At 66.0% G+C, this 25,421-nt stretch carries 20 protein-coding genes; 4 read left to right on the top strand and 16 right to left on the bottom strand.

Going from position 1 to position 25,421, the window contains the following annotated elements; genetic code table 11:
• Window positions 1-63 precede the first annotated feature (63 nt).
• The 5 genes from ABZE94_RS06200 to ABZE94_RS06180 form a co-directional block, all read right to left on the bottom strand.
• Window positions 64-2,781, bottom strand: a complete 2,718-nt coding sequence (locus ABZE94_RS06200) for a molybdopterin-dependent oxidoreductase (RefSeq protein ID WP_372874659.1) — start codon at window positions 2,779-2,781, stop codon at window positions 64-66.
• A gap of 62 nt (window positions 2,782-2,843) precedes the next feature.
• A complete protein-coding gene (gene nirD / locus ABZE94_RS06195; protein ID WP_372874658.1) occupies window positions 2,844-3,173 on the bottom strand; it encodes a nitrite reductase small subunit NirD in 330 nt (109 codons plus the stop codon).
• Window positions 3,170-5,623 (bottom strand): nitrite reductase large subunit NirB, encoded by a 2,454-nt coding sequence (gene nirB, locus ABZE94_RS06190; RefSeq protein ID WP_372874657.1) that lies wholly within the window; start codon window positions 5,621-5,623, stop codon window positions 3,170-3,172. The genes nirD and nirB overlap by 4 nt, the downstream gene beginning before the upstream one ends.
• Before the next feature lie 274 nt (window positions 5,624-5,897).
• Window positions 5,898-7,565 (bottom strand): protein kinase, encoded by a 1,668-nt coding sequence (locus ABZE94_RS06185; RefSeq protein ID WP_372874656.1) that lies wholly within the window; start codon window positions 7,563-7,565, stop codon window positions 5,898-5,900.
• A 237-nt stretch (window positions 7,566-7,802) separates the two neighbouring features.
• Window positions 7,803-9,014, bottom strand: coding sequence for a nitrate/nitrite transporter (locus ABZE94_RS06180; protein ID WP_372874655.1), 1,212 nt, complete (start codon window positions 9,012-9,014; stop codon window positions 7,803-7,805).
• A gap of 763 nt (window positions 9,015-9,777) precedes the next feature.
• Between ABZE94_RS06180 and ABZE94_RS06175 the strand changes: the two genes are divergently transcribed.
• Complete coding sequence (locus tag ABZE94_RS06175) at window positions 9,778-10,332, top strand: magnesium transporter (protein ID WP_372874654.1); 555 nt, start codon at window positions 9,778-9,780, stop codon at window positions 10,330-10,332.
• Window positions 10,333-10,364: 32 nt separating this feature from the next.
• Here the strand turns inward: ABZE94_RS06175 and ABZE94_RS06170 are convergent, their stop codons facing one another.
• Genes ABZE94_RS06170 through ABZE94_RS06150 form a run of 5 tightly spaced genes read right to left on the bottom strand, consistent with a single transcriptional unit; the run spans window position 10,365 to window position 15,434 of the window.
• Window positions 10,365-10,700: a cytochrome C oxidase subunit IV family protein gene (locus ABZE94_RS06170; protein ID WP_372874653.1), complete on the bottom strand. Its 336-nt coding sequence runs from the start codon at window positions 10,698-10,700 to the stop codon at window positions 10,365-10,367.
• A 37-nt stretch (window positions 10,701-10,737) separates the two neighbouring features.
• On the bottom strand, window positions 10,738-11,463 hold the full coding sequence (locus ABZE94_RS06165) for a heme-copper oxidase subunit III family protein (RefSeq protein ID WP_372874652.1): 726 nt from the start codon (window positions 11,461-11,463) through the stop codon (window positions 10,738-10,740).
• Between the two features lie 4 nt (window positions 11,464-11,467).
• The gene (locus ABZE94_RS06160) at window positions 11,468-12,157 is read right to left on the bottom strand and encodes a cytochrome c oxidase subunit 3 (protein ID WP_372874651.1); all 690 of its coding nucleotides are present in this window, start codon (window positions 12,155-12,157) and stop codon (window positions 11,468-11,470) included.
• Window positions 12,154-13,929 carry a cytochrome c oxidase subunit I gene (gene ctaD / locus ABZE94_RS06155; RefSeq protein ID WP_372874649.1) on the bottom strand — a complete coding sequence of 592 codons (1,776 nt, stop codon included), beginning with the start codon at window positions 13,927-13,929 and terminating at the stop codon, window positions 12,154-12,156. The genes ABZE94_RS06160 and ctaD overlap by 4 nt, the downstream gene beginning before the upstream one ends.
• Window positions 13,930-13,970: 41 nt before the next feature.
• Window positions 13,971-15,434 carry a c-type cytochrome gene (locus ABZE94_RS06150; RefSeq protein ID WP_372874648.1) on the bottom strand — a complete coding sequence of 488 codons (1,464 nt, stop codon included), beginning with the start codon at window positions 15,432-15,434 and terminating at the stop codon, window positions 13,971-13,973.
• A gap of 299 nt (window positions 15,435-15,733) precedes the next feature.
• Here ABZE94_RS06150 and ABZE94_RS06145 point away from each other — a divergent pair, with 299 nt between their 5' ends.
• The 3 genes from ABZE94_RS06145 to ABZE94_RS06135 all read left to right on the top strand — a co-directional run bounded on the left by ABZE94_RS06145 (window position 15,734) and on the right by ABZE94_RS06135 (window position 19,031).
• Complete coding sequence (locus ABZE94_RS06145) at window positions 15,734-17,098, top strand: pyridoxal-phosphate dependent enzyme (protein WP_372874647.1); 1,365 nt, start codon at window positions 15,734-15,736, stop codon at window positions 17,096-17,098.
• Window positions 17,099-17,273: 175 nt separating this feature from the next.
• Window positions 17,274-18,431, top strand: a complete 1,158-nt coding sequence (locus tag ABZE94_RS06140; protein ID WP_372874646.1) for a PLP-dependent aspartate aminotransferase family protein — start codon at window positions 17,274-17,276, stop codon at window positions 18,429-18,431.
• A gap of 126 nt (window positions 18,432-18,557) precedes the next feature.
• Window positions 18,558-19,031, top strand: a complete 474-nt coding sequence (locus tag ABZE94_RS06135; RefSeq protein ID WP_372874645.1) for a YbhB/YbcL family Raf kinase inhibitor-like protein — start codon at window positions 18,558-18,560, stop codon at window positions 19,029-19,031.
• Window positions 19,032-19,149: 118 nt separating this feature from the next.
• Here ABZE94_RS06135 and ABZE94_RS06130 read toward each other — a convergent pair whose 3' ends face one another.
• The 6 genes from ABZE94_RS06130 to ABZE94_RS06105 all read right to left on the bottom strand — a co-directional run.
• Window positions 19,150-21,153 carry a thioredoxin domain-containing protein gene (locus ABZE94_RS06130; protein WP_372874644.1) on the bottom strand — a complete coding sequence of 668 codons (2,004 nt, stop codon included), beginning with the start codon at window positions 21,151-21,153 and terminating at the stop codon, window positions 19,150-19,152.
• A 38-nt stretch (window positions 21,154-21,191) separates the two neighbouring features.
• A complete protein-coding gene (gene sufT / locus ABZE94_RS06125) occupies window positions 21,192-22,025 on the bottom strand; it encodes a putative Fe-S cluster assembly protein SufT (RefSeq protein ID WP_372874643.1) in 834 nt (277 codons plus the stop codon).
• A gap of 6 nt (window positions 22,026-22,031) precedes the next feature.
• Entirely contained in the window at window positions 22,032-22,487 is a 456-nt protein-coding gene (sufU, locus tag ABZE94_RS06120) for a Fe-S cluster assembly sulfur transfer protein SufU (RefSeq protein WP_372874642.1), read from the bottom strand.
• Window positions 22,484-23,749, bottom strand: coding sequence for a SufS family cysteine desulfurase (locus ABZE94_RS06115; RefSeq protein WP_372874641.1), 1,266 nt, complete (start codon window positions 23,747-23,749; stop codon window positions 22,484-22,486). Before ABZE94_RS06115 ends, sufU begins: the two co-directional genes overlap by 4 nt.
• Window positions 23,746-25,065, bottom strand: a complete 1,320-nt coding sequence (gene sufD, locus ABZE94_RS06110) for a Fe-S cluster assembly protein SufD (RefSeq protein WP_372874640.1) — start codon at window positions 25,063-25,065, stop codon at window positions 23,746-23,748. The genes ABZE94_RS06115 and sufD overlap by 4 nt, the downstream gene beginning before the upstream one ends.
• Window positions 25,062-25,421, bottom strand: a 360-nt coding sequence (locus tag ABZE94_RS06105; protein WP_372874639.1) for an ABC transporter ATP-binding protein, incomplete at its 5' end; no start/stop codon positions are given. The genes sufD and ABZE94_RS06105, both read right to left, overlap by 4 nt.

The raw sequence follows: 25,421 nt of genomic DNA, 5'->3' as shown, positions 1-25,421 counted from the left end.
GCACCGGTACATCGGTACATAGGTTTGGTGCGCATGGCCTAGGCGACCCCGCGCACCCTACGGTTATGCGTTCACTACTAGAGGCTGGGTGGCCAGCAACCGCTTGATCTCGGGCACGCAGGAGCCGCAGCTGGTGCCGCATTTCAGCTCCTGCTTGAGGCCGTCGAGGTCGAGGCCGCGGCCGATACCGGCGCACACCGCGGCCTCGCTGACGTTCAGGCAGTTGCACAGGGTCTTGCCGGCTATCTTGCCGCTGGCGGTGCCCGGTGGGGTGGACAGGGGCGCCAGTAACCAGCGGTGCAGGTCGGCATCGGCCTGGCCTTCGCTCCACAGGCTTTTCAGCCAGTCACGGGCGATGGTTTCACCGGCCAGGCGCAGGCTGACGATGCGGCCTTCTTCGATGCGTACACGTTTGCCGACTGCTTTGCGCGGGTCGTCATAGGCCAGTACCGGGCCTTCATGCAGGCCGAGCAGGCGATCGATCTGCGCCAGCAGCTCAGGCTCGGGGGGCACGGCGCAGGCGGCGCGGATCAGCAGAGCGGGGCGCTCGCGCCCGGTAAGGGTCAGGTTGGCGTAGGCGAAGTCTTCGAACAATGGGCGCAGGGCCTGGAAGCGCGTTTGCACCTCGCCTTCGACCAGGGCGAAGAAGGTCCAGGGCAGTTCGACCTTCTCCACCTCGACGCCGGCATGTTTGAGCTCGGGCTGTTTCGACAGCGGGTCGAATGCCGGCTGGGTCAGCACATTGGTGCCCAAGCCTTTGAGGAAGCGATTGCCCCAATGCATCGGCAGGTAGGCCTGGCCGGAACGCACCGAATCATCGGCCTGTACCGGCACTATCAGGCTGCCGCGACGGCTGCGCACCTTGACCAGATCGCCGCTCTGCAAGCGACGGCGGCGCAATTCGTCGGGATGCAGGCTGAGCACGGCATCCTCGACATGACCGAACAGGCGCGCGGCGGTGCCGGTGCGGCTCATGCCGTGCCACTGATCGCGCAGGCGCCCGGTATTGAGGGTCAGCGAGTAACGCGTCTCGCGCTTTTCCTTGGGCGCGCGATAGGGGTCGGCATGGAACTTTGCGCGTGCGCTGGCAGTGGGAAAGCGGCCGTCGCCGTAAAGGCGCGCCGTACCCTGGGTAGCGCCGGCCGGGAACGGCCATTGCTGGGGACCTTGGTTATCCAGAATCGCGTAGCTGAGCCCCGATAGATCGAGATCGCGCTTGGCGGTCAGGTGTTTGTACTCTTCGAACAGTCCTTCTGGGCTGGCAAAGTCGAACAGGCTTGGCAGGCCGGGGCGCAGCAATTTTTCCAAGCGACGGGCGAAATCCGTGGTAATCGCCCAATCCGGCCGCGCCTCTGCGGGTGCTGGCACGGCGCGGCGTACATGGCTGACGCGGCGTTCGGAGTTGGTAACGGTGCCTTCCTTCTCGCCCCAGCTGGCGGCAGGCAGCAGCAGGTCGGCGTAGTGGCAGGTCTCGGTGGTGAAGAAGGCTTCCTGCACCACCACGAACGGGCAGGCGGCGAGGGCTTCATGCACCTTGTTCTGGTCGGGCAGCGATTGCGCCGGATTGGTGCAGGCGATCCACAGGGCCTTGATCTTGCCAACCCGTACCGCTTCGAACAGCTCGATGGCGGTCAGGCCAGTGCTGTGCGGCAGAACGTCGACCCCCCAGTGCTGGGCGACTTCGGCGCGGTGCTCGGCATTGGCCGCATCGCGGTGGCCGGGCAGCAGGTTGGACAGACTGCCGGTTTCGCGGCCGCCCATGGCATTCGGTTGGCCGGTCAGGGAAAAGGGGCCGGCGCCGGGCTTGCCGATCTGCCCGGTGGCCAGGTGCAGGTTGATCAGCGCGCTGTTCTTGGCGCTGCCGCTGCTCGATTGGTTGAGGCCCATGCACCACAGCGAGAGAAAGCTCGGCGCGCTGCCGATCATCCGCGCGCATTGCTGCAGGCTTTCCTGGCTGATGCCGCACAGCTCGCTGACCATCTGCGGGCTGTAATCGCGCACCAGGGTCTTCAGCGCCTCGAAACCTTCGGTGTGGGCGTCGATATAGGCGCGGTCGATCCAGCCTTCCCACATGAGGATATGCAGGATGCCGTGGAACAGGGCGACGTCGCTGCCCGGAATAATCGGCAGGTGCAGGTCGGCCAGGTCGCAGGTGTCGGTGCGCCGCGGGTCGATGACGATGATCTGCATGTCCGGGCGCTTGGCCTTGGCTTCTTCCAGGCGGCGGAACAGCACCGGGTGGGCGAAGGCCATGTTGCTGCCGGCGATCAGTACGCAGTCGCTCTGTTCGATGTCTTCGTAGTTGCACGGCGGCGAGTCGGCGCCGAGGCTGCGCTTGTAGCCGACCACGGCCGAGGACATGCACAGGCGCGAGTTGCTGTCGATATTGTTGGTACCGACCAGGGCACGGGCCAGCTTGTTGAAGGCGTAGTAGTCCTCGGTCAGCAGCTGGCCGGAGATGTAGAAGGCGACGCTGTCGGGGCCGTGTTCGCGGATGGTCTCGGCGAAGACGTTGGCGGCATGATCCAGGGCGCTGTCCCAGTCCGTGCGCGCGCGCGCCAGACCCTTGCCCAGGCGCAGTTCGGGGTAGAGCGCGCGGGCGTCGAGGTCGCCGGTCAGGTGCAGGGTCGAGCCCTTGCTGCACAGCTTGCCGAAATTGGCCGGGTGCTGGGGATCGCCCTGGACGCCGAGGATCTTCTCGTCATCGTGTTCGATCAGCACGCCACAGCCCACGCCGCAATAGCAGCAGGTGGAGGCGGTGATCTGATGGGATTGGGTCATGGCGTCATCTCTCTGCGGTAATCGGGTAGGCCGCGCCGTGCGGGGCGCGGCCTAGCAATGACCTATCGGGCACATTCGGTGGCGGTGTTCAGGGTCAGCAGCACCCGGCCGTTCTCGACCTTGGCTTGATGCCGGTGCGCGCAACCGACGTCCGGCGCCACTGCTTCGCCGGACTCCAATTCGATCTGCCAGTTATGCAGCGGGCAGGCCACCCGCTTGCCGTAGACCAAACCCTGGGACAGCGGTCCACCCTTGTGCGGGCAGCGGTCGTCGAGGGCGAAGACCTCATCGGTCGAGGTGCGGAAAATCGCGATGTCGCCCTTGGGCCCGGCGACGATGCGCGAGCCCAGCGGGTTGATTTCCTCCAGGGCGCAGATATCCAGCCAGCTCATGCTTGCACCTCCAGGTCGCGCAAGGCGATGCGGTCGAATTCTTTCTTCAGTTGCGGTTTGGCCAGCTGCTCCTTCCACGGGTCCTGTTCGAAGGACAGCGAAAACAGCAGGCGAGCGTGCAGCGCCTTGCGCCGTTCGGCATCTTCCAGCACGGCCTTCTTGATGTGCTCCATGCCGACGCGCTGCATGTAATGTACGGTGCGCTCGAGGTAGAAGGCTTCTTCGCGGTAAAGCTGGAGGAAGGCCAGGCTGTATTCCATGACCTCTTCGGCCGTTTTGAGCTTGACGAAGAACTCGCCGGCTTCGGTCTTGATCCCGCCGTTGCCGCCGATATACAGCTCCCAGCCGGAGTCGACGCCGATGATGCCAACGTCCTTGATGCCCGATTCGGCGCAATTGCGCGGGCAGCCGGAGACCGCCAGCTTGACCTTGTGCGGCGACCACATATTGAACAGCGCGTGTTCCAGGTCGATGCCCATCTGCGTCGAGTTCTGCGTGCCGAAGCGGCAGAATTCGCTGCCGACACAGGTCTTCACGGTGCGGATGGATTTGCCGTAGGCGTGCCCGGACGGCATGTCGAGGTCCTTCCACACGCCGGGCAGGTCGTCCTTCTTGATCCCCAGCAGGTCGATGCGCTGGCCGCCGGTGACCTTGACCATGGGCACGTTGTACTTGTCGGCGACATCGGCGATGCGGCGCAGCTCGGCGGCGTTGGTCACGCCCCCCCACATCCGCGGTACCACCGAATAGGTGCCGTCCTTCTGGATATTGGCGTGGGCGCGCTCGTTGATAAAGCGTGACTGCGGATCGTCCTTGGCTTCGCCCGGCCAGGTGGAGATCAGGTAGTAGTTCAGCGCCGGGCGGCAGGTGGCGCAGCCGTTCGGTGTGCTCCAGTTGAGGAAGGTCATGACCGCCGGGATGCTGGTCAGGTGCTCTTCGCGGATGGCCTTGCGGATCTGCCCGTGGTTGAGGTCGCTGCAGCCGCAGATGGCTTTCTCACTCTTCGGCTTGACGTCGGCCGCGCCGCCCACGGTGTTGATCAGAATCTGCTCGACCAGGCCGGCACAGGAGCCGCAGGAGCTGGCGGCTTTGGTGTGCTTCTTCACGTCGTCGACGCTGAACAGGCCGTTTTCCTGAATGGCCCTGACGATGGTGCCCTTGCACACGCCGTTGCAGCCGCACACTTCCATGTCGTCGGGCATGTTGGCGGTGCTGCTCTGGCCCTGGTGGCCGGCGTCGCCGATGGCGTTCTCGCCGAACATCAGGTGGTCGCGGATCTCGCTGACGTTGTGGTTCTCGCGGATCTGGCGGAAGTACCAGCCGCCGTCGGCGGTGTCGCCGTACAGGCAGGCGCCGACCAGCACGTCGTCCCTGATCACCAGCTTCTTGTACACGCCGCCGATCGGATCGGACAGGGTGATGGTCTCGGTGCCTTCGGCGCCCATGAATTCGCCGGCGGAGAACAGGTCGATGCCGGTGACCTTCAGTTTGGTCGAGGTCACCGAGCCCTGGTAGCGGGAGAAGCCGAGTTGGGCCAGGTGGTTGGCGCAGACCTTGGCTTGTTCGAACAGCGGCGCCACCAGGCCGTAGGCGATGCCGCGGTGGCTGGCGCATTCGCCGATAGCGTAGACCCGCGGGTCGTAGGTCTGCATGGTGTCGTTGACCAGGATGCCGCGGTTGCAGGCGATCCCGGACTGTTCCGCCAGCTCGCTGTTGGGGCGGATGCCGGCGGCCATCACCACCAGGTCGGCGGGAATCACCTCGCCGTCCTTGAACTTCACCGCGCAGACCCGGCCTTCGCCGTTGTCCAGCAGCTCGGCGGTGTGCTTGGGCAGGAGAAATTTCAAGCCGCGGTCTTCCAGCGATTGCTGCAGCAGACGACCGGCGGTGACGTCGAGCTGGCGTTCCAGCAACCACTCGCCGATATGCACCACGGTCACGTCCATACCGCGCAGCTTGAGACCGTTGGCCGCTTCCAGGCCGAGCAGGCCGCCGCCGATGACCACCGCATGCTTGTGGGTCTTGGCGGTGTCCATCATCGTCTGGGTGTCGGCGATATCGCGGTAGCCGATCACGCCCTCCAGGTCCTTGCCTGGAATCGGCAGGATGAAGGGGTTGGAGCCGGTGGCGATGAGCAGGCGATCGTATTCGGCCTCGCTGCCGTCATCGGCCACGACTACGCGGGCCTTGCGGTCGATCTTCACCGCTTTGCGCCCGAGCAGCAGCTTGATGCCGTTGTCGGCGTACCAGTTGAGGTCGTTGAGCACGATCTCTTCGAAGGTCTGCTCGCCGGCCAGTACCGGGGAGAGCAGGATGCGGTTGTAGTTCGGGTGCGGTTCGGCACCGAACACCGTGATGTCGTAGAGCTCGGGGGCGAGCTTGATCAGCTCTTCGAGGGTACGCACTCCGGCCATGCCGTTGCCGATCATTACCAGCTTGAGTTTTTTCATGGTTCCTCACCGTCACGCATAACCGGAAAACAAAAAAAGGCGTCCCGCTAGTCACCTAGCGAGGACGCCTTTGTCCAAGTCCCGTTCTGTCGGGAAGCGTGGCCTTCAACGTTGGAGGCCACGCTTTATTTAAATTTGCGTATATCAATGCAGGGCTTATGCCAACTTGGCAAATGCCTGGATATCCGCGGGTTAGAGCCGTTTCTTTCCACCATGGCGGTGATGAATTGCACCTGTATAAGGCGCGTTGCGCCGTTCTGGTGCGTTTGCCCAGTCACTTCAGCAGTAGCACCAGCAGGCTCAGGTTCACGAGCAAGGACACCAGGGCCACGGTACGCCAGACTTTAACCGGCTCGCGTTCGAGCAATGGGCGCGGCCGGCAGCTCAGTGACTGGCGCTCGCCCTGTTCCAGGGCCAGCAACCACTCCTCGGCGGTCTCGTAGCGATGCTTGGGGTCGGCGCTGAGGGCGCGACTGAGGCTCTCGTCGATCCAGTTCGGCAAGTCGGGGCGGTAGCGGCTGGCCGGCGTCGGGTTGCCGAAGCGTGGATGCTGGAAGGCCTCGATCTCGCCATAGGGATAGTGGCCAGTGAGCAGGTGGTAGAGGGTCACGCCCGCGGCATAGAGATCCTGCTGGGCGCTGGGCGCGACGCCGGCAAAGGCCTCAGGTGCGATGTAGCTGGGGGTGCCCGGCAGGTCATTAGGCTCATCGCGGGACAGGCCGGGACAGTAGGCCAGGCCGAAATCCAGCATGCGCAGTTCGCCGTCGTCACCCCACAACAGGTTTTCCGGCTTGATGTCGCGGTGCAGAATGTTGCGCCGGTGCAGCATGCCCAAGGCTCTGACCAGGCGCGGGGCGAGGTCCAGCCACTCGGGCAGGCCAATGGGGCCGGACAGGCGCATTTGTTCGGCCAGGGTTTGCCCGGCGTATTCGCGCTGCACGTAGTACAGGTGCTGGCGTTGCGGCAGGGGATGGACTTCGGCGAAGTAGCGCCCGGCCACCCGGCGCAAGAACCATTCCTCGAGCAGCAGGGCAGGGCCTGCTTGCGGCTCATCCATGCGGCTGGTGGGCAGGGTCTTCAACAGCCAGCGGCGCGCCTGAGCATCGCGTACGCGGTAGATCAGCGACTGGCGCGACTCGGCCAGCAGGCGCTCGACCTGCCAGCCTTCGAAATCCTGGCCTTCGCGCAGCTTGGGCGGCAAGGGCCAATGCGCGAGTTGCGCCAGGGTATCGGCCAGGGCGCTTTCCGGCAGGCCTTCGACCCTCACCAGCAAGGCGCTGGCATTGTCCTGGCTGCCGGCCAGGTGAGCGGCACTGACCAGGGCGCGGCAGGCGGCGGCGGGATCCTGCTCATCGTGCAGGATGCGCTGGATGCCCGGGTCGCCGAGTGTCGCCCAGACGCCATCGCTGACCATCAGGAAACTCTCGCCCTCGCGCAACTCGCCGTCCAGGTAGTCGACCACCAGGTGCTGATCCAGGCCCATGGCGCGCTTGAGCACATGCTGCATGCCCGGTTGTTCCCAGACATGCTCTTCGCTGATGCGCTCGAGTTCGCCGCCATGCCAGCGATAGGCGCGGCAGTCGCCGACATGCGCCAGGGTGAAGCGCCGGCCGCGCAGGACCAGGGCAGTGAGGGTGGTCAGCAACGGCTGGCCGCCGCCATTGGCTTGCAGCCAGCGGTTGTGCGCGACCAGCAGTCGATCCAGCGATTGCGCCACCGCCCAGGTTTCCGGGGTGGAGTAGTAGTCCAGGGCCAGTGCCTGCAGGGTCGCTCGAGCGGCCAGACCGCCGTCGGCGCATTGGCTGACACCATCGGCCAGGGCGAACAAGTAGCCTTTGCTCGCCGCCAGGGACGGGGTTGGGGTCACCACACGGATGGCGTCCTGGTTCTCTGGGCGCGGGCCGGTAGCGCTGGCTTCGCCGAAGGTGAGTTGCAGGGCCATGGCGGCGTGTCCTGAAGGGGGAGGGTTGAGGCAAAGGCGGGGCCGGGGCATGGCTGCAGGGTTGGCCGTTGCCGGCTTCACCCATCGTTCCTGACCAGTGCGATTCAACTCTGCCAGTCAGCCCCGCCTTTGCCTCAACCCTCAGTGGATACGTTCATTCGTAGGGCGGATGCTACCCGCCAGGGGTGTCGGGGCCCGCCGGCGATGGCGGGTTGCACCCGCCCTACATTAGCAGCCTTACACTCTTGCCGCGGTCACTGCGGCCGAGCCCCAGGTGGTGCGCCAGCGACGTTTGACGCTGTACAGGCCGAACCAGGCCAGCACGCCGAGGCTGGCAAAGAACCACAGCGCCAGTTGGTAGTCGCCGGTCTGTTGCTTGATCGCGCCCAGGCCTGCGGCCAACAGGAAGCCGCCGACACCGCCGGCCATGCCGATCAGGCCGGTCATCACGCCGATTTCCTTGCGAAAGCGCTGCGGTACCAACTGGAACACCGCGCCGTTGCCCGCGCCCAGGCCGAGCATGGCAGTGACGAACAGGGCCAGCGCCGCAGTTGAGCTGGGCAGGTTGAAACCGACGGCGGCAATGCTCAGTGAGGCGAGGGTGTACATCATCAGGAGCGAACGGATGCCGCCGATGCGGTCGGCCAGGGCGCCACCCAGTGGGCGCATCAGGCTGCCGGCGCAGACACAGGCCGCCGTGTAGTAGCCGGCGGTCACCGGGTTGAGGCCGTACTGGTCGCTGAAATAGCCGGGCAGCGCACTGGCCAGGCCGATGAAACCACCGAAGGTGACGCTGTAGAAGAACATGAACCACCAGCTGTCGCGGTCGCCCAGCGCTCGCAGGTAGTCGGCCGCGGCTTTCGGCTTGGGACGCTCGGGCGAGTTCTTGGCCATGAAGGCGAAGATCAGCAGGGTGAGCAGCAGCGGGATCAGGGCCCAGCCGAACACGTTCTGCCAGCCGAACAGCGCCGCCAGGCCGGGAGCGAACAGGGCGGCCAATACGGTGCCGGAGTTGCCCGCACCGGCAATGCCCATGGCCTTGCCCTGGTGCTGTGGCGGGTACCACTGCGAGGCCAGCGGCAGGGCCACGGCGAAGGCGGCGCCGGCGAAGCCGAGAAACAGGCCGAACAACAAGGCTTGTTCGTAGCTTTGAATGCCGATCTGCCAGGCGCAGAACAGCGCCACTATCACCACCACCTGGCCGAGCAGTCCGGCGGTCTTGGGTGACAGGCGGTCGGCCAGAAAGCCCATCAGCAGGCGCAGCACGGCGCCTGCCAGAATCGGCGTGGCGACCATCAGGCCACGTTGTTGCGCGGTCAGATCCAGGTCGGTGGCGATCTGCACGGCCAAGGGGCCGAGGAGGTACCAGACCATGAAACTCAAGTCGAAATAGAGGAAGGCGGCGAACAGCGTCGGTGTATGACCGGCTTTCCAGAAACTGTTATTCATCGAATACCTCGTCAGCAAATAAAGGGTCCCGGCCAGTTGCGCTTCGTCGCGGTCGTGGACACGGCGAGCGCAACTGTCCGGGGAGGCTATGCACTTGTGGTGCAAGGCCCTGCGGCCGAGGCCACAGCTGGGTTGTGAGAGTGGCGAGCAGAACTTCTGGATCGCAGAGGAACCACCATCCCCAGGCGTTGGGGCAGAAACCAAAAAACGCCGCGTCACCATTCGCTCGTGGGCGAGGGTGAGGCGACGTCTTTGTCGTTCATGAGGGCAGCCGCCATTGGCTGCCTATGGCAATGCCAATGCAAGAGCTGAGCCAAAACTGTAATTAGGCGGTTTTCGGCGGCTGTACAGCGGCTGAATCGGCCGTTTTGTGGTGCAAAACGGGGCGCAGTGCCTGTTTGTGCGCCGAGATGGGGCGAATTGCTGGCTCCGCGGCGGTGCGGCTGCATGCACAGCTCAGCGGCTGGGAAACAACTCCCGGCTTCCGAGAGACGCCAGTATGGAACCACCGGTCAGGAAGTCCGTTCGCTGCCGTAATGCCCCGGATCGATGGCGCGGGCTCTATGCAGAGTGTTTGTGACTGACTTTTGTATTTTAGGCTTGACTTTTACGAATATCATGTATTTTGCGCGGTGCTATACTTCAATCTGATCGAAAAAGAGGGGCCGTTCATACTAGGCAGGGCTCTTGCTGTAACTGTCAGGAGATAGTGGCAGTAGGGAGTGGTTGCCGCGAAGCCGCTAAGTGAAATGGGAGGTACGTCATGAATAGGCACTATTACACCAGTGACAATCTCGACGATCTTGAAACCGTTGAGCAGGAGTTGGAGGCCAAGGGCATCAGTACCGAGCAGATTCATGTGCTCAGTGAAAAGGATGCCGACGTCGAGCGACATCACCTGCACGACGTGCCCTCGCTGATGAAGCAGGATGTCGTCCACTCGGGGGAGATTGGTGCAGCCGTCGGTGTGGTACTGGCCATCGTGGTGCTCGGTGGTGCCTATCTGCTGGGGTGGACCGCAACCGCTGCGGGATGGGTACCCTTTATCTTCCTGGCGATCGTGGTGCTGGGTTTCTGTACCTGGGAAGGTGGCTTTTTCGGTATCCAGGTGCCGAATGCCCACTTCCGCCGTTTCAGGAAGAATCTGCAAGAAGGCAAGCACGTCTTTTTCGTCGATGTCGAGCCGGAGCAAGAAACCGTGCTGGAGGAGGTGGTCAACCATCATCCGACGCTCAAGGTTGCCGGAACGGGGTCCGCCGCTCCCCACTGGATCGTGGCCTGGCTGCACAGATGGCATCAGTTCAAACGGACGATCTAACGACGATTGCAATGATCGCAACCGCGGGATCATCAAGGTGATTCCGCGGTTATGCCTTGGCCAAAGAAGATCCCCCGGTTGAGGAAGATATAGTCCGCCTCGCCGATCATGAGCCCCACCAGCACCAGCAGGCACAGGGGCGGCACCAGAATGGCGTAGACCATGGCCAGGCGTTCCCAGGCCATGTGCATGAAGATGGCGACGATCAAGTCGGCCTTCAGCAGCATGAAGGTGATGATCAGCGACCACCTGAGATAACCGGCGAAGTGGAAGTAGTCGACCAGGTAGGAGAGGGTGCTGAGGACGAATAGCAGCCCCCAGATCTTCAGGTACAGGCTGATCGGATGCTGTTGTCCGGTGTGCGTCATGGCCAGTGCTCCTCTGCAGCGTTACCAGGGTCAAGCGTTACCATAAATAGAAGAAAGCGAAGATAAACACCCACACCAGGTCGACGAAGTGCCAGTACAACCCGGCTATTTCGACGTTCTGGTAGTTGCCGGAGCGTTCGTAGTCCCCGCGCAAGACTTTCCACGCGACGATGCACAGGTAGATCACGCCGATCGACACGTGCAGGCCGTGGAAGCCGGTGATCATGAAAAAGCTCGCGCCAAACTGCGCCGCACCCATTGGGTTGCCCCAGGGGCGCACACCTTCGGCGATCAGCTTGCTCCATTCGAACGCCTGCATGCCGACGAAGGCCGCGCCGCAGAGGGCGGTGGCGAGCATCAGGGCGGCGGTCTTGCCGCGGTTGCGGCGGTAGGCGTAGTTGACCGCCATGGCCATGGTGCCGCTGCTGCTGATCAGCACGAAGGTCATGATGGCGATCAGGATCAGCGGGATATGGTTGCCGGCGATGGTCAGGGCGAAGACTTCGCTGGTGTTCGGCCAGGCTTCGGTGGCACTGATGCGCACCGCCATGTAGCCGGTCAGGAAACAGGTGAAGATAAAGGTGTCGCTGAGCAGGAAGATCCACATCATCGCCTTGCCCCAGGGCACCTGCTTGAACGCATCCTTATCCGACGACCAGTCGTCGGCGATGCCCTGCCAGCCCGCGGCAGACGCATCGGGCGCAAGTGCCGGGCGATTCGCAAGGACTGGGCGATCTGTGGGTGTTGCTGAGTGTGCTGCCATGGCTTCACCTCAGGCCGCAGAATGCGGCGATGGCCTCATAGGTTTCCGGTGTACTGGTCAGCAGGGCGAAGAGCAGCAGCCAAAGTCCCAGCAGGTAATGCCAGTAGATGGCGCAGAGTTCGACGCTGCTGGCGAGCCGCGCCAGGGGTGCGTGTCGCAGGAACTTACCCAGGGTCCTGCCCCAGGCCACCAGGCCGCCCAGCAAGTGCAGGCCGTGCAGGCCGGTCAGCAGGTAGAAGAAGCTGTTGGCCGGGTTGCTGGAGACGAAATAGCCCCAGGCGGCGAATAGCTGCCAGACCCAGAGCTGGCCGAGCAGAAAGGCGATCGCCAGCACCCCGCCCAGGGTGAAGCCGGCCAGCGTCGCCTGCGCGCTACCCCGGCGGGCGGCCACCCGGGCCCACTGCAGGGCGATGCTGGCGCCTATCAGCGCGGCGGTATTCAGCCAGAGCGCGTTGGTGTGGGCCAGGGGCGCCAGCGGTTCGGTCAGGGGCTGCCAGTCGGCTACCTGCGAGCGAATGATGAAGGCGATCAGGAACAGCAGGAATAACGAACTGACCACCGCGAGTAACAGGCGCAGGCCGACTTTTGCAGTGCGTGCTCTATCCATCGCGGCAGGGCTGGGCATGCCCGCGTTGGGATGCCAGCCGCCACTGGGCTCGAAGCTGTCGGTGTTCCTCAGCAGCAACCGGTTCATGGTCGTTCATCCTTTGGGGTGGTCACGCTGCCGCGCTGGCGCATATGCTCCAACTCCTCGGCGGACACCGTCTGCGGGACAAAATCCTGCTCGATCCCCGGCACGCTGTAGTCATAGGCCCAGCGGTGCACCACCGGCAGCTTGGCGCCCCAGTTGCCGTGTACCGGCGGGGTCTGCGGTGTCTGCCATTCCAGGCTGGTGGCTTTCCAGGGGTTGCCGCCGGCGAGTTTGCCGTTGAACGCACTCCAGAACAGGTTGAACAGGAACAGCAGCTGGGCCACGCCGACTATCAGGGCGGCCACGGTGATGAAAGCGTTGAGGTCCTGCGCCGACTGCGGAATGAAGGCGTAGTCCTCGTAGGCGTAGTAGCGCCGCGGCATGCCGAGGAAACCCAGGTAGTGCATGGGGAAATAGATGGCATAGGTGCCGAGGAAGGTGATCCAGAAGTGCAGCTTGCCCAGGCGCTCATTCATCATCCGCCCGGTTATTTTCGGGTACCAATGGTAGATGGCGCCGAATACCACCAGGATCGGCGCGACGCCCATGACCATGTGAAAGTGGGCGACGACGAAATAGGTGTCCGACAGCGGGATGTCGACGATCACGTTGCCGAGGAACAGCCCGGTCAGGCCGCCGACCAGGAAGGTGACGATAAAGGCCAGGGCGAACAGCATGGGCACGGTCAGGTGGATGTCGCCCTGCCACAGGGTCAGCACCCAGTTGTAGACCTTCAGCGCAGTCGGCACCGCGATGACCAGCGTGGTGGTGGCGAAGAAGAAACCGAAGTAGGGGTTCATGCCGCTGACGTACATGTGGTGCGCCCAGACCACGAAGCTGAGCACGCCGATCGCGATGATCGCCCAGACCATCATGCGGTAGCCGAAGATGTTCTTGCGTGCATGGGTGCTGATCAGGTCGGAGACCAGGCCGAAGGCGGGCAGCGCGACTATATAGACCTCCGGGTGGCCGAAGAACCAGAACAGGTGCTGGAACAGGATCGGGCTGCCGCCCTGGTGCTCCAGCGACTGGCCCATCGAGATGATCGCCGGCATGAAGAAGCTGGTGCCCAGCAGCTTGTCGAACAGCATCATCACCGCGCTGACGAACAACGCCGGGAAGGCCAGCAGGGCCAGGATCGAGGCCATGAAGATGCCCCAGACCGACAGCGGCATGCGCATCAGGGTCATGCCGTGGGTGCGCGCCTGCAGCACCGTGGTCACGTAGTTCAAACCGCCCATGGTGGCGGCGACGATGAACACCGCCAGGGACACCAGCATCAGCACGATGCCCCATTCGGTGCCCGGGGTGCCCTGGGTGATCGCCTGCGGCGGGTAGAGCGTCCAGCCCGCGCCAGTGGGACCGCCGGGGGCAAAGAAGCTGGCGAGCAGGATCACCACCGAGAGCAGGTAGAACCAGTAGCTGAGCATGTTGACATAGGGGAAGACCATGTCGCGCGAGCCCACCATCAGCGGGATCAGGTAGTTGCCGAAGCCGCCGAGGAACAGGGCGGTCAGCAGGTAGATGACCATGATCATGCCGTGCATGGTCATCGCCTGATAATAGGTGCCGGCGTCCATGAACTCGATGCTGCCGGGGAAACCCAGCTGCAGGCGCATCAGGCCGGACAAGACCAGGGCGATCAGGCCGACGAAGATAGCCGTCAAGGCATACTGAATGGCTATGACCTTGTGGTCCTGGCTCCAGATATAGCGGGTCAGGAAACTCCTGGGTTCGTGTAGCTCCTCTGTTTCGACCTGTTCCGCGTAGGCCATCGCATCATCCTCCGGGTGAGGGTTGAGTGCATTTTAGCGGTTTAGGGTGCTGCTCCCGGTGTGCTGTCGCCTTCGTCGGCGCTGGACTTGATCAACGCGAGCAAGGCGTCGAGTTCCTCATCCGTCAGCTCGAAGGCCGGCATGACCGGGGTAAAACCCTTGACGATCACCGCATTGGGATCGCGAATGGACTCCTTGAGATAGGCCTCGTCGACCTCCACCGAGGACCCGTCGGCAAGAGCCTGGGTCTTGCCGTACAGGCCCTGCCAGGTCGGTCCGACGCCCGGCTTGCCATCGAGGCTGTGGCAGGTCAGGCAGCCGAGGGAACTGGCCAGTTGCCGACCCTGCGTCGCCAGGTCGTCGGAGGCTGCCGCTGCATCGGCCGGGGCCTGTTCGTCTGGCGCCGCGCCGCTGAGCGACTTGATCAGGGCGAGCAGCGCATCCAGTTCCTCCTGCTTGAAAGTGTAGGGCACCATGATCGGCGGGTAGCCTTGTACCAGCTTGGCCTTGGGCTCGAGGATCGATTCGATCAGATAGGCCTCGTCGACCTGCACGCTGCTGCCGTCGGCAAGCTGCTCGGTGCGGCCGTACAGATCCTTCCAGCTCGGGCCGAGACTGGCGCTGCCATCCAGGCTATGGCAGGCCAGGCAACCGTAGTTCTGCGCCAACTGACGGCCCTGCTCCAGCACGCTTTCGCGGCTGGGTTTGGCGGCGCTACTCAGGGTCTGGGCAAAGGTCGGCTGGCTGATGAGCCACTGCTCGAAGGCCGCGGGCTGCTCGACGACCATGTTGCCACGCATATTGTAATGGGCAAGGCCACAATACTCGGCGCAGAGCACGTCATAGCTGCCGAGCTGGGTCGGGGTGAACCAGAAGTAGGAGACCATGCCGGGAACCATGTCCATCTTGCTGCGGATCTGCGGGACATAGAAGTTGTGCAATACGTCTATGGAGCGCAGCAGCACCTTCACCGGTCGATCGAGCGGCAGGCGCACTTCATTGCTGCGGATCAGCACATCGTCCTGCCCGGCGGGGTCGTTGGGGGCGAGGCCGAAGGGATTGCTGCCGCCGATCCATTTCACATCCGACTTGCCCAGTTGGCCATCCTGGCCGGGAAAACGGTAAGACCACTGCCACTGCCGGGCGACCACTTCCAGTTCGTGGGCGTCTGCCGGAACCCGGACGAAATCGTGATAAACCACCAGGCCAGGGGCCAGCAGGCCGATGATCCCAACGCTGGTGATTCCGATCAACCACCACTCCAGCTTCCTGTTTTCGGGCTGATAGGCGGCCTTGCGCCCTTCCTTGTGGCGGTAACGAATGATCGCCAGCGCCATGAACAGGGTGACGGCGATGAAGAAGATGCCGGTGATGAGCAGGGTGATAAACAGTGCGGCGTCTATCGAACCCCAGTTGGAGGCTGCCGCCGTTGCCTGCCAAGGGCTCAGTACGTGGAACAGTACCGATGCGACGACGATTAGCACCAAGACAATTGCAAATACCATGTGTTTTGCATCCTGTTCCTGTCGCGCACTGGCTCCACAAACATCCTGCCAAACAGCAAGGTCGAATAAATTCGGCCAGCGATTCATCCCGCGTCGCGCCTGGTCCTGTCAGCAGGTCGGCGAGCAACGCTGGGGCAAGTATAGGGGAGGAAAAGTCGCGCTGCCCAAGTCGACAGTCGGCGGGCCAGACGAGGGCTCGTCGGTCGGGCGGACTGGCCCTCTGCCGGTGCAGCGCCTATAAGTTAAGGCGTAATCCTGACTGGGCAATGCGATCGACCGGGTCGCGGAGGGCCAAGACGATGTCCGCCAATCCCTTGCTCGACATGATCGGCAACACGCCGATTCTGCCGCTGACCCACCTCGACACGGGCCCGTGCCAGCTGTTCGTCAAGCTGGAAAACCAGAACCCCGGCGGCTCGATCAAGGACCGCATCGCCCTGACCATGATCGAGGCCGCCGAACGCAGCGGTCAGTTGCAGCCCGGCGGCACCATCATCGAAGCCACCGCCGGCAACACCGGCCTGGGTCTGGCCCTGGTCGCCGCGCAGAAGGGCTACCACATGCTGCTGGTGGTGCCGGACAAGATGAGCCGCGAGAAGATCTTCCATCTCAAGGCCCTCGGCGCCGAGGTGCGCCTGACCCGCTCGGATGTGGGCAAGGGCCATCCCGACTACTACCAGGACCTGGCGCGCAGCATCGCCGCGCAGACTCCGGGCGCCTTCTACATCGACCAGTTCAACAACCCGGCCAATGCCTGGGCCCACGAGAGCGGCACCGGCCCGGAAATCTGGCGGCAGATGGAGCAGCGCGTCGATGCGGTGGTGGTCGGCGTCGGCTCGGGCGGCACCCTCGGCGGCCTGACCCATTTCTTCCAGAAGGTGGCGCCGCAGGTCGAGATGGTCCTGGCCGACCCGGCAGGCTCGGTGCTGGCCGATTACGTCGAGACCGGCGAGTTCGGCGAGGCCGGCAGCTGGCTGGTGGAGGGCATCGGCGAGGACTTCGTGCCGGCCATCGCCGACTTCGCCCTGGTCAAGCGCGCCTACCGCATCTCAGATGCCGAGAGCCTGCACACCGCGCGCCTGCTGCTCAAGGAGGAGGGCGTGCTGGCCGGCTCCTCGTCCGGCACCCTGCTGGCCGCGGCCCTGCGCTACTGCCGCGAGCAGACCACGCCCAAGCGGGTGCTGACCTTCGTCTGCGACAGCGGCAACAAGTACCTGTCGAAGATGTTCAACGACTACTGGATGATCGACCAGGGCCTGATCGAGCGGCCCAAACAGGGCAATCTGCGCGACCTGATCGCCCGGCGTTACGACGAGGGCACCACCGTCACCTGCAAGCCCGACGAGACCCTGGCGGCGGTGTACGGGCGCATGCGCTTCCACGACATCGACCAGGTACCGGTGATGGAGGGCGACCATGTGGTCGGCCTGATCGACGAGTGGGACCTGCTGCGCGCGGTGAAGGACGCCCCCGAGCATTTCCAGCTGCCGGTGCGCGAGGCCATGGTCAGCAAGCTGCAGACCCTCGACCCGGACGTGCCGCTCGAGCGCCTGCTGCAGACCTTCGACGAGGGCCACGTGGCATTGATCGTCGAACAGGACCGTTTTCTCGGTCTGATCACCAAGAGCGATGTGCTCAACCTCTGGCGTCGCACCCTGCGCTGACGGAGCGGTGCGCAGGATGAGTCGGGCCGTGTTGCGTAGGATGGGTTGAGCGCAGCGATACCCATGCTGTTGCGGGACTGATAGGGATGGCGGAACGATGGGTTACGCCGCTGCGCGGGCCGTCCCCTCCTACAGCCTTGGCCCGCCCCCGGACTTGATGAATGCAGGAGCCAGCATGAGCGAATTCGAAACCCTGAGCGTGCACGCCGGCTACGAGCCGGACTGGACCGGCGCGGTGATGCCGCCGATCTACGCCACCTCGACCTTTCGTCAGCAGTCGCCGGGCGTGCACGCCGGCTACGAATACGGGCGCAGCCAGAACCCCACGCGCCAGGCGCTGGAACGGGCCATTGCCGAGTTGGAGGGCGGCGCCCACGGCTATGCCTTCGCCTCCGGTCTGGCGGCCTGCGCCACGGTGCTGGAACTGCTGCCGGCGAACAGCCACATAGTCGCGGTGGACGACCTCTACGGCGGTACCTACCGCCTGTTCGAGCGGGTGCGCAAGCTCAGCGCCGGGCTGCAGATCAGCTATGTGCCGGCGGACGCCGACGCCGCCAGCCTGGCCGCCGCGCTCAGGCCCGAGACGCGGATGATCTGGGTCGAGACCCCGACCAACCCGACGCTGAAGCTCTGCGACCTGGCGATGGTCGGCCAGTTGGGCCGTTCCCGCGGCATCCTAACCGTGGCCGACAACACCTTCGCCTCGCCCTACCTGCAACGGCCGCTGGAACACGGCTTCGACATCGTCGTGCATTCGGCGACCAAGTACCTCAACGGCCACTCTGACGTGATCGCCGGGCTGGTGGCGATCGCCGACCGCGCGGAACTGGCCGAGCAACTGGCCTTCCTGCAGAACTCGGTGGGCAGCATCCTCGATCCGTTCTCCAGCTTCCTCTGCCTGCGCGGCATGCGCACCCTGGCCCTGCGCCTGCAGCGCCACGTCGCCAACGCCGACGAGCTGGCCACCTGGCTGGAGCGCCAGCCGCAAGTGGCGTCGGTGCTCTATCCCGGCCTGAGCAGCCACCCGCAGCACGAGCTGGCGGTCCGCCAGATGCGCGGTTGCGGCGGCCTGATCAGCCTGTACCTGGCTTGCGACGGCGAAGGCACCCGGCGTTTTCTCGAGGCCACCCAGCTGTTCACCCTGGCCGAGAGCCTGGGTGGGGTGGAAAGCCTGATCAGCCAGCCGGCCAGGATGACCCACGCCTCGATTCCCGCCGAGCGCCGGGCGCAGCTCGGCATCAGCGACAACCTGGTGCGCCTGTCGGTGGGCATCGAGCATGTCGAGGATCTGCGCCGCGATCTGCAGCAGGCATTGGCGGCCATCGCGCTTTGACCGCGACCGCATGGCGCCTAGCGGTGCTGGCGGGGGCGTGGCTGGCTATAGTTTTCTTATGCTTTTCCTTAACCGAGCAGCGGCGCCGAGCGGGTGCCAAGGCCCGCTCGACAAGGAGTAACGGCCATGACATTGAAACTCAGTTCCACCGCTTTTCCTGACCAGGGCGCGATACCGCGGCGTTATACCTGCGAGGGCGAGGATATTTCCCCGCCGCTGGCATGGAGCGGCGTGCCGCCGGGCAGCGAGAGCCTGGTGCTGATCGTCGACGACCCGGACGCGCCGGATCCGGCCGCGCCCAAGACCACCTGGGTGCATTGGCTGCTGTACAACCTGCCGCCGGCTACCGACGAGTTGGCGGAAGACCTGCAGTCGCTGCCGCCCGGCACCCTGCAGGGCCGCAACGACTGGCGCAAGACCGGCTACGGCGGGCCCTGTCCGCCGGTCGGCAGCCATCGCTATTTCCACAAGCTCTATGCCCTGGACTGCGTCCTGCCGGACCTCGGTCGGCCGACCAAGGCCCAGCTCGAAGGCGCCATGCAGGGCCATGTCCTGGCCCAGGCCGAGTTGATTGGCACCTACGGCAAGAAGAGCGGCTGAGCACTCGTGCAACTATTCCCGCCTGCTGCGACCCTCTGCAGACGCCCGTTGCTGACGTTGCGCTCGATACTTTCACAATTCCTGGGCACGCGCCTGGCAGGCCGGCTTGCCCGGCGCGTCAGCCCGCCTCCTGCATCTGCAGGCAGCGTGCCAGCAACGCGGCCGGGTCGCTCAGCGGGGCGCTGCAGGTTTGCCGGTGGCAGACATGGGCGCTGACTTGACCGGTGCCGGCGGGGCGGCCCATAGCGCGGGGCACGTCTGCGGCCAGGGCCAGGACGCGGGCCGGCAGGTAGTGGCGGCGTAGATCCTCGAGCAGAGCGTTGGCGGCGTCGCGTTCGCCGGCGACCATGACGCTCAGCGGGCCGCGTTGGGCGAACTCCTGCGCCGCCAACAGGTGGGCGAAGGCGAAGGGATCCGCGGCGGCCGCGCCGCGGTACATCGCCAGCACCTGTTCGGCGCGCTCGCGGTAGACCGCACGGCCATTCAGTTCGTACAGCCGCAGCAAGGCGAACACGCTGCTCGAAGTGCCCGAGGGCCAGGCGTTGTCGTGCACCGCGCGCGGCCGCCGGATCAGCCGCTCGCCGCTGGCCGGGGTGTAGTAGAGGCCGTCGTCCCAGAACCACGTGAGGATCAGCTCGACCAGTCGGCTGGCGCGCTCGAGGTAGCGCGGCTCGAGACAGCTCTCGTAGAGGTCGAGCAGGGCGTTGGCGAGACCGGCGTAGTCGTCGAGAAAGCCCGCCACCTTGGCCGTGCCGTCGCGCCAGGCGCGGTACAGGCCGCCCTCGGCGCTGGTGAGGTGCTGCTGGAGGAAATCGGCGCCGCGCCGCGCGGCGTCCAGGTGATCCGGGTTGCCGCTGGCCTGGTAGGCGGCGCAGAGGCCCTGGATCATCAGCGCGTTCCAGCTGGTGAGGATGTTCTCGTCGCGCGCCGGCCGCACGCGCCGCGCCCGCGCCGCCAGCAACCTGGCGCGCAGCGGCGCCAGGCGCGCCTGCTCCTCGGCCGTGAGGCGGGCGGCGCGCCGCAGCACCGTGCGGCCGTGTTCGAAGTTGCCGGCCGCGCTGACGCCGTAGGCGCGGCAGGCCAGGGCGGCGTCTGCCGGGCCGAGCACGGCCTCGACCTGCGCCGGGGTCCACAGGTAGAACCTGCCTTCCTCGCCCTCGCTGTCGGCGTCCTCGCCGGCGTAGAAACCGCCCTGGGGATGGCTCAGGTCGCGGCGGACGTAGTCGATGGTCTCCTCGAACACCTGGCGCCAGGCCGGCTTGCCGCTGGCGCGATAGGCGTCGGCATAGAGTTTCACCAGCAGGCCGTTGTCGTAGAGCATCTTCTCGAAGTGCGGCACGCTCCAGCGCCGATCCACGCAGTAGCGGGCGAAGCCGCCGCCCAGCTGGTCGTAGAGCCCGCCCGCCGCCATCTGTTCGAGGCTCAGGTCGAGGGCCTGTGTCAGGACCGGCTCGTTCAGGCGCCGGGACAGGCGCAGGATCAGGTCGTAGCACAGCGGGTTGGGGAACTTCGGCGCCTCGCCCAGGCCGCCGTAAAGCGGGTCGCTGTGCGCGGCGAACTGGCGCGCGGCCAGCGCCGGCAGGTCCTCTTGCGCCGGTGCCTGGCCCGCCAGCAGGCGCGCCTCGAGCGTCCGGTAGCCCTGGAGAAACTGCCCGGCCTGTTGCCGCAGCACCGCGGGCTGCTGTTGCCAGGCCAGGCCCAACTCGCGCACGACCCGGGCCAGGCCGGGGCGGCCGTAGCCGTCCTCGGGCGGGAAGTAGGTGCCGGCGAAGAAGGGTTCGCCCTGCGGGGTGAGGAACACCGTCAACGGCCAGCCACCGCCCTGGCCGAGCATCTGCAGCGCGCCTTGATAGAGTTCGTCGAGGTCGGGGCGCTCCTGGCGATCGACCTTGATGTTGATGAAGTACTGGTTCATCAGGCGGGCGATGTCAGGGTTGGCGAACGACTCGTGGGCCATCACATGGCACCAGTGGCAGGCGGCATAGCCCACCGACAGCAGGATCGGCTTGTCCTCCGCGCGCGCCCGGCGCAAGGCCGCCTCGCCCCAGGGGTACCAGTCGACCGGGTTCTCCGCGTGCTGGCGCAGATAGGGCGAGTTTTCCTCGGCCAATCGATTGCTCATGACGGCGTCCTCACTCTCGGTTCTTCACGGCAGGCCCCTCATAACAGACCGAGTTGCAGGCGCGCCGCCTCGGACATGCGGCTCTGGTCCCAGGGCGGCTCCCAGACCAGCTCGACCTCGACCTCGGCGACCCCGGGCAGGGCCTCGACCTTGGCCCGCGCTTCCACCTGCAAGACGTCGCCCATGCCGCAGCCGGGGGCGGTCATCGACATCTTGATCGACACCCGCTGGCCGCCGCCTTCCAGCGGCTGCGCCTGGCACTGGTAGATCAGCCCGAGATCGACCACGTTGACCGGGATTTCCGGGTCGTAGACGGTCTTGAGCGTCTCCAACACCTGCTGGATGTCGAAGGCGCCGCTCGCCGGGGGCGGCGCGTTGGTCGGCGCAGCCTCCCGCCCCAGGGCGTCGGCCTCGCTGGCGGCGATCCGCGCCAGCCGCCCGCCGGCGATCTGCACCGTGAAGCTGCCCCCTAGCGCCTGGGTCACCAGCACCCGCTCGCCCTCCTTCAGCAGCAGCGGCTCGCCGTGGGGAATCAGGGTGGCCGGGCAGTCGCGCCTGAGTGCCAGCGGCGGCGCCTGGGCTGGCCGATTGGGATTGGCGAAGTACAGGCCGGTGCCCTGCAGGTCTTCCCGGTAGTCGATGGACAGGCCATGGGCGCGTTGCGCGCTGAGCGGATCGAGCAGCAGGCAGATGCCGTTGGCGTCCACCACAGTATCGCCCTCGGCACCGGGCTCGAACAGCAGCTCGTGGGCGAACTGCTCGTCGATCCGCAGGCGCAGCCAGCTGCCGCCACCCTCGGCCAGGGCCTCGCGCAGGATGCGCCGCGCCGCGTCGCTGAGGCGGATATCGGGAGCGGGGTTAACCTCTGTCATGCGCTTCTACTCCGTCGAGACAGGCGCAGCGTCGCCTTGCAGGGCGCTGCGCAGGGTGTGCCAGGCCAGGGCGGCGCACTTGACCCGCAGCGGGAACTCCCAGACCCCGGCCAGCACCGCCAGTTTGCCGAGCGTCTCCGGGGCCACCCGACTGCTCGGGCCCTCGGTGAGCAGCGCCTGCACACGGGCGAACAGCTCCAGCGCCTGCTCCTGGCGCATGCCCTTGACCGCCAGGGTCAGCAGGGAGGCCGAGGCCTGGGAAATGGCGCAGCCTTGCCCCTGGAAGGCGATGTCCTCGATCACCCCGTCGGCGAGTCTCAGCTCGAGCCGGAGCTGGTCGCCGCACAGCGGGTTGAAGCCCTCGGCCGAACGGCTGGGGGCCTCGAGCCGGCGGAAATTGCGCGGCCGCTTGCCGTGGTCGACGATCACCTCCTGGTACAGCTCGCGCAGTGGGTCGCTCATCGGAACACCTCCTGCACCTTGGCCAGGCCGGCCAGCAGCGCATCGATGTCCTGCTCGTTGCTGTAGCAGCCGAGCGAGGCGCGGGCGGTGGCGGCCAGGCCGTAGCGCTGCATCAGCGGCTGGGCGCAATGATGGCCGGTGCGGATGGCGATGCCCTCGCGGTCGAGGATGGTGCCGATATCGTGCGGGTGGATGCCGTCGAGGACGAACGAGAGCACACCGATCTTGTCCGCCGCGGTGCCGATCAGGCGCAGCCCGGGCACTGCCGCCAGCGCCTCCTGGGCGTAGGCCAGCACGGCCTGCTCGTGACCGGCCAGGGCCTCTGCGTCGAGCCCGCCGAGGAAGTCGATCGCCGCGCCCAGGCCGATCGCGCCGACCATGTTCGGCGTGCCGGCCTCGAAGCGGTACGGCGGCTTGTTGTACAGGGTCTTGTCGAAGCTGACCGAGAGGATCATGTCGCCGCCGCCCTGGTAGGGCGGCATCGCCTCGAGCAACTCGCGGCGACCATAGAGCGCGCCGATGCCGGTGGGGCCGTACATCTTGTGCCCCGACAGGGCGTAGAAGTCGCAGCCCAGGGCGCGCACGTCGAGCTTCATGTGCGGGGCGGCCTGGGCGCCGTCGACCAGCACCGGCGCACCGCGGGCGTGGGCGAGTGCAACGATGCGCTGAATCGGGTTGATGGTGCCGAGCACGTTCGATACATGGCTGATGGCCACCAGCTTGGTCCTGGGTCCGATCAAGCGTTCCAGCTCGTCGAGCAAGAGCTCGCCGGCGTCGTCGACCGGCGCCACCCGCAGCCGCGCGCCGCTCTGCTCGCAGAGCATCTGCCAGGGCACGATGTTGGAGTGGTGCTCCATGGCGCTGATCAGCACCTCGTCGCCCGCGTGGACATGCACCTTGCCATAGGTTTGCGCCACCAGATTGACCGCCTCGGTGGTGCCGCGGACGAAGACGATCTCCTCGACATGCGCGGCGTTGAGGAAACGCTGGACCTTGGCCCGCGCCTGCTCGTAGGCCTCGGTGGCACGCAGCGAGAGGTAGTGCACGCCACGGTGGACGTTGGCGTTCTCCTCGAGGAAGAAGCGCGACATGGCGTCGATCACCGCCTGCGGCTTCTGGCTGGTGGCGGCGCTGTCGAGGTAGACCAGCGGCTTGCCGTAGATGCGCTGGGCGAGGATCGGGAAGGCCTGGCGCAAGCGCTCGACCTGGTAGGGCTCGAGGCGCTTCGCCAGGGGCGGCAGGCGGCTCGCGCGCGGGTTCATGGCGTCTCCTCCAGGCTGTGCAACTGCGCGGCGACCAGGCGCTCGACCTGGCTGCGCAGCGGCGCCAGGCGGATCGCCTCGAGCATCTCGCCGACGAAGGCGTAGGTCAGCAGCGCCCGCGCGGCCGGCTCGTCCAGCCCGCGCGCGCGCAGGTAGAAGATCGCCTGTCGATCCAGCTGGCCGACGGCGGCGCCATGGGCGCACTTGACGTCATCGGCGAAGATCTCCAGGCGCGGCTGGGCGTTGGCCCGCGCCGTCGCCGACAGCAGCAGGTTCTTGATGGTCTGGCTGGCATCGGTCTTGATCGCGCCCGGGCGCACGATGATCCGCCCGTCGAAGACCCCGTGCCCGCGCCCGCCGATCACCCCCTTGTAGCGCTCGCGGCTGGTGCAGTAGGGCGCCAGGTGCTCGATGCAGGTCTGGTTGTCCAGATGCTGCTCGCCGCCGGGCAGGTAAAGGCCGTCCAGGGCCACCTGGGCACCGGGGCCCTCTAGCGCGACCCGCACCTCGTGGCGGGCGATGGCCCCGCCGCAGGCCGTCAGGTGCGCGCTGAAACGGCTGTCCCGGGCCTGGCGCACGTCCAGGCGGGCGAGATGGAAGGCGCTGCGGCTGATGTCCTGCAGGCTGTAGTGCTCGAACTCTGCGCCGGCCTCGAGCACGACCTGGCTCAGCGCGTTGCTCAGGTAGACCCCGGCACCGCTGGCCACATGGCTTTCCACCAGGCTCGCGCGGCTGCCGGCGCCGAGCTGGATCAGGCTGCGCGGATGCGCCGCCAGCGGCGTGGCGCCCGGATCGGCGAGGAACACCAGGTGGATCGGTCGTTCGAGCCTGCAGTGGGCGGGGATCTGCAGCACGGCGCCGTCCTCGCCGAGGGCGGCGTTGAGCGCGCCGAAGGCATGCGGCGCGACCTGCAGGGCGCGCGCCAGCAGCGGCTCGAGGGCCTCGCGCTCAGCCTCCGGCAAGGCCGCCAGGTTGCTCAGGCGTACGCCCGCGGGCAGCCCCGTCAGCGCTGAGAGCCGCGCGGCGAACTGGCCATTGACGAACACCAGCCGCGGCCCGCCGTGGTCGCCGACCCATTGCGCCAGGCGGGCGGCGGACAGGCGCCGGCTCGGCGGCGCGGCGGCCGGCTGGAACGGCACCGCCAGGATGGGCGCGACCCGGGTGTACTTCCAGGCTTCGTCCTTGGCCGTGGGAAAGCCGTGGTCGGCCAGCCAGCGCCAGGCCGCGTCGCGCACTTGCCGGCGCCAGGCGGGTTGACGGGCCGGCTCGGCGGCCTGCAGGCCCGTCAGCAGAGGGATTTGGCTGGCGCTGTTCATAACCCTTCTCCGGGCGCCGCCGTTTCGAAGTGGGCGTAGCCGTGGCGCTCCAGTTCTACGGCCAGGGCCTTGTCGCCGGACTGCACGATCCGCCCGTTGGCCATGACGTGGACGTAGTCGGGCACTATGTAGTCGAGCAGACGCTGGTAGTGGGTGATCAGCAGCAGTGCGCGGTCCGCGCCGCGCAGGGCGTTGACCGCAGCGGCGACGCTGCGCAGGGCATCGATGTCGAGGCCCGAGTCGGTCTCGTCGAGAATCGCCAGGCTGGGTTGCAGAATCGCCATCTGGAAGATCTCGTTGCGCTTCTTCTCGCCGCCGGAGAAGCCCTCGTTGAGCGCGCGGTTCATCAGCTCCGG

Origin of the sequence: Pseudomonas sp. (genome assembly GCF_041601375.1) — a bacterium.
GTDB lineage: Bacteria > Pseudomonadota > Gammaproteobacteria > Pseudomonadales > Pseudomonadaceae > Aquipseudomonas.
This window is presented reverse-complemented; position numbering and strand designations above follow the sequence as displayed.

Excerpts from the sequence above, each read along its gene's own strand:
- ABZE94_RS06200 (WP_372874659.1), bottom strand. The coding sequence starts at position 2,781 with ATGACCCAATCCCATCAGATCACCGCCTCCACCTGCTGCTATTGCGGC.
- nirD (WP_372874658.1), bottom strand. The coding sequence starts at position 3,173 with ATGAGCTGGCTGGATATCTGCGCCCTGGAGGAAATCAACCCGCTGGGC.
- nirB (WP_372874657.1), bottom strand. The coding sequence starts at position 5,623 with ATGAAAAAACTCAAGCTGGTAATGATCGGCAACGGCATGGCCGGAGTG.
- ABZE94_RS06185 (WP_372874656.1), bottom strand. The coding sequence starts at position 7,565 with ATGGCCCTGCAACTCACCTTCGGCGAAGCCAGCGCTACCGGCCCGCGC.
- ABZE94_RS06180 (WP_372874655.1), bottom strand. The coding sequence starts at position 9,014 with ATGAATAACAGTTTCTGGAAAGCCGGTCATACACCGACGCTGTTCGCC.
- ABZE94_RS06175 (WP_372874654.1), top strand. The coding sequence starts at position 9,778 with ATGAATAGGCACTATTACACCAGTGACAATCTCGACGATCTTGAAACC.
- ABZE94_RS06170 (WP_372874653.1), bottom strand. The coding sequence starts at position 10,700 with ATGACGCACACCGGACAACAGCATCCGATCAGCCTGTACCTGAAGATC.
- ABZE94_RS06165 (WP_372874652.1), bottom strand. The coding sequence starts at position 11,463 with ATGGCAGCACACTCAGCAACACCCACAGATCGCCCAGTCCTTGCGAAT.
- ABZE94_RS06160 (WP_372874651.1), bottom strand. The coding sequence starts at position 12,157 with ATGAACCGGTTGCTGCTGAGGAACACCGACAGCTTCGAGCCCAGTGGC.
- ctaD (WP_372874649.1), bottom strand. The coding sequence starts at position 13,929 with ATGGCCTACGCGGAACAGGTCGAAACAGAGGAGCTACACGAACCCAGG.
- ABZE94_RS06150 (WP_372874648.1), bottom strand. The coding sequence starts at position 15,434 with ATGGTATTTGCAATTGTCTTGGTGCTAATCGTCGTCGCATCGGTACTG.
- ABZE94_RS06145 (WP_372874647.1), top strand. The coding sequence starts at position 15,734 with ATGTCCGCCAATCCCTTGCTCGACATGATCGGCAACACGCCGATTCTG.
- ABZE94_RS06140 (WP_372874646.1), top strand. The coding sequence starts at position 17,274 with ATGAGCGAATTCGAAACCCTGAGCGTGCACGCCGGCTACGAGCCGGAC.
- ABZE94_RS06135 (WP_372874645.1), top strand. The coding sequence starts at position 18,558 with ATGACATTGAAACTCAGTTCCACCGCTTTTCCTGACCAGGGCGCGATA.
- ABZE94_RS06130 (WP_372874644.1), bottom strand. The coding sequence starts at position 21,153 with ATGAGCAATCGATTGGCCGAGGAAAACTCGCCCTATCTGCGCCAGCAC.
- sufT (WP_372874643.1), bottom strand. The coding sequence starts at position 22,025 with ATGACAGAGGTTAACCCCGCTCCCGATATCCGCCTCAGCGACGCGGCG.
- sufU (WP_372874642.1), bottom strand. The coding sequence starts at position 22,487 with ATGAGCGACCCACTGCGCGAGCTGTACCAGGAGGTGATCGTCGACCAC.
- ABZE94_RS06115 (WP_372874641.1), bottom strand. The coding sequence starts at position 23,749 with ATGAACCCGCGCGCGAGCCGCCTGCCGCCCCTGGCGAAGCGCCTCGAG.
- sufD (WP_372874640.1), bottom strand. The coding sequence starts at position 25,065 with ATGAACAGCGCCAGCCAAATCCCTCTGCTGACGGGCCTGCAGGCCGCC.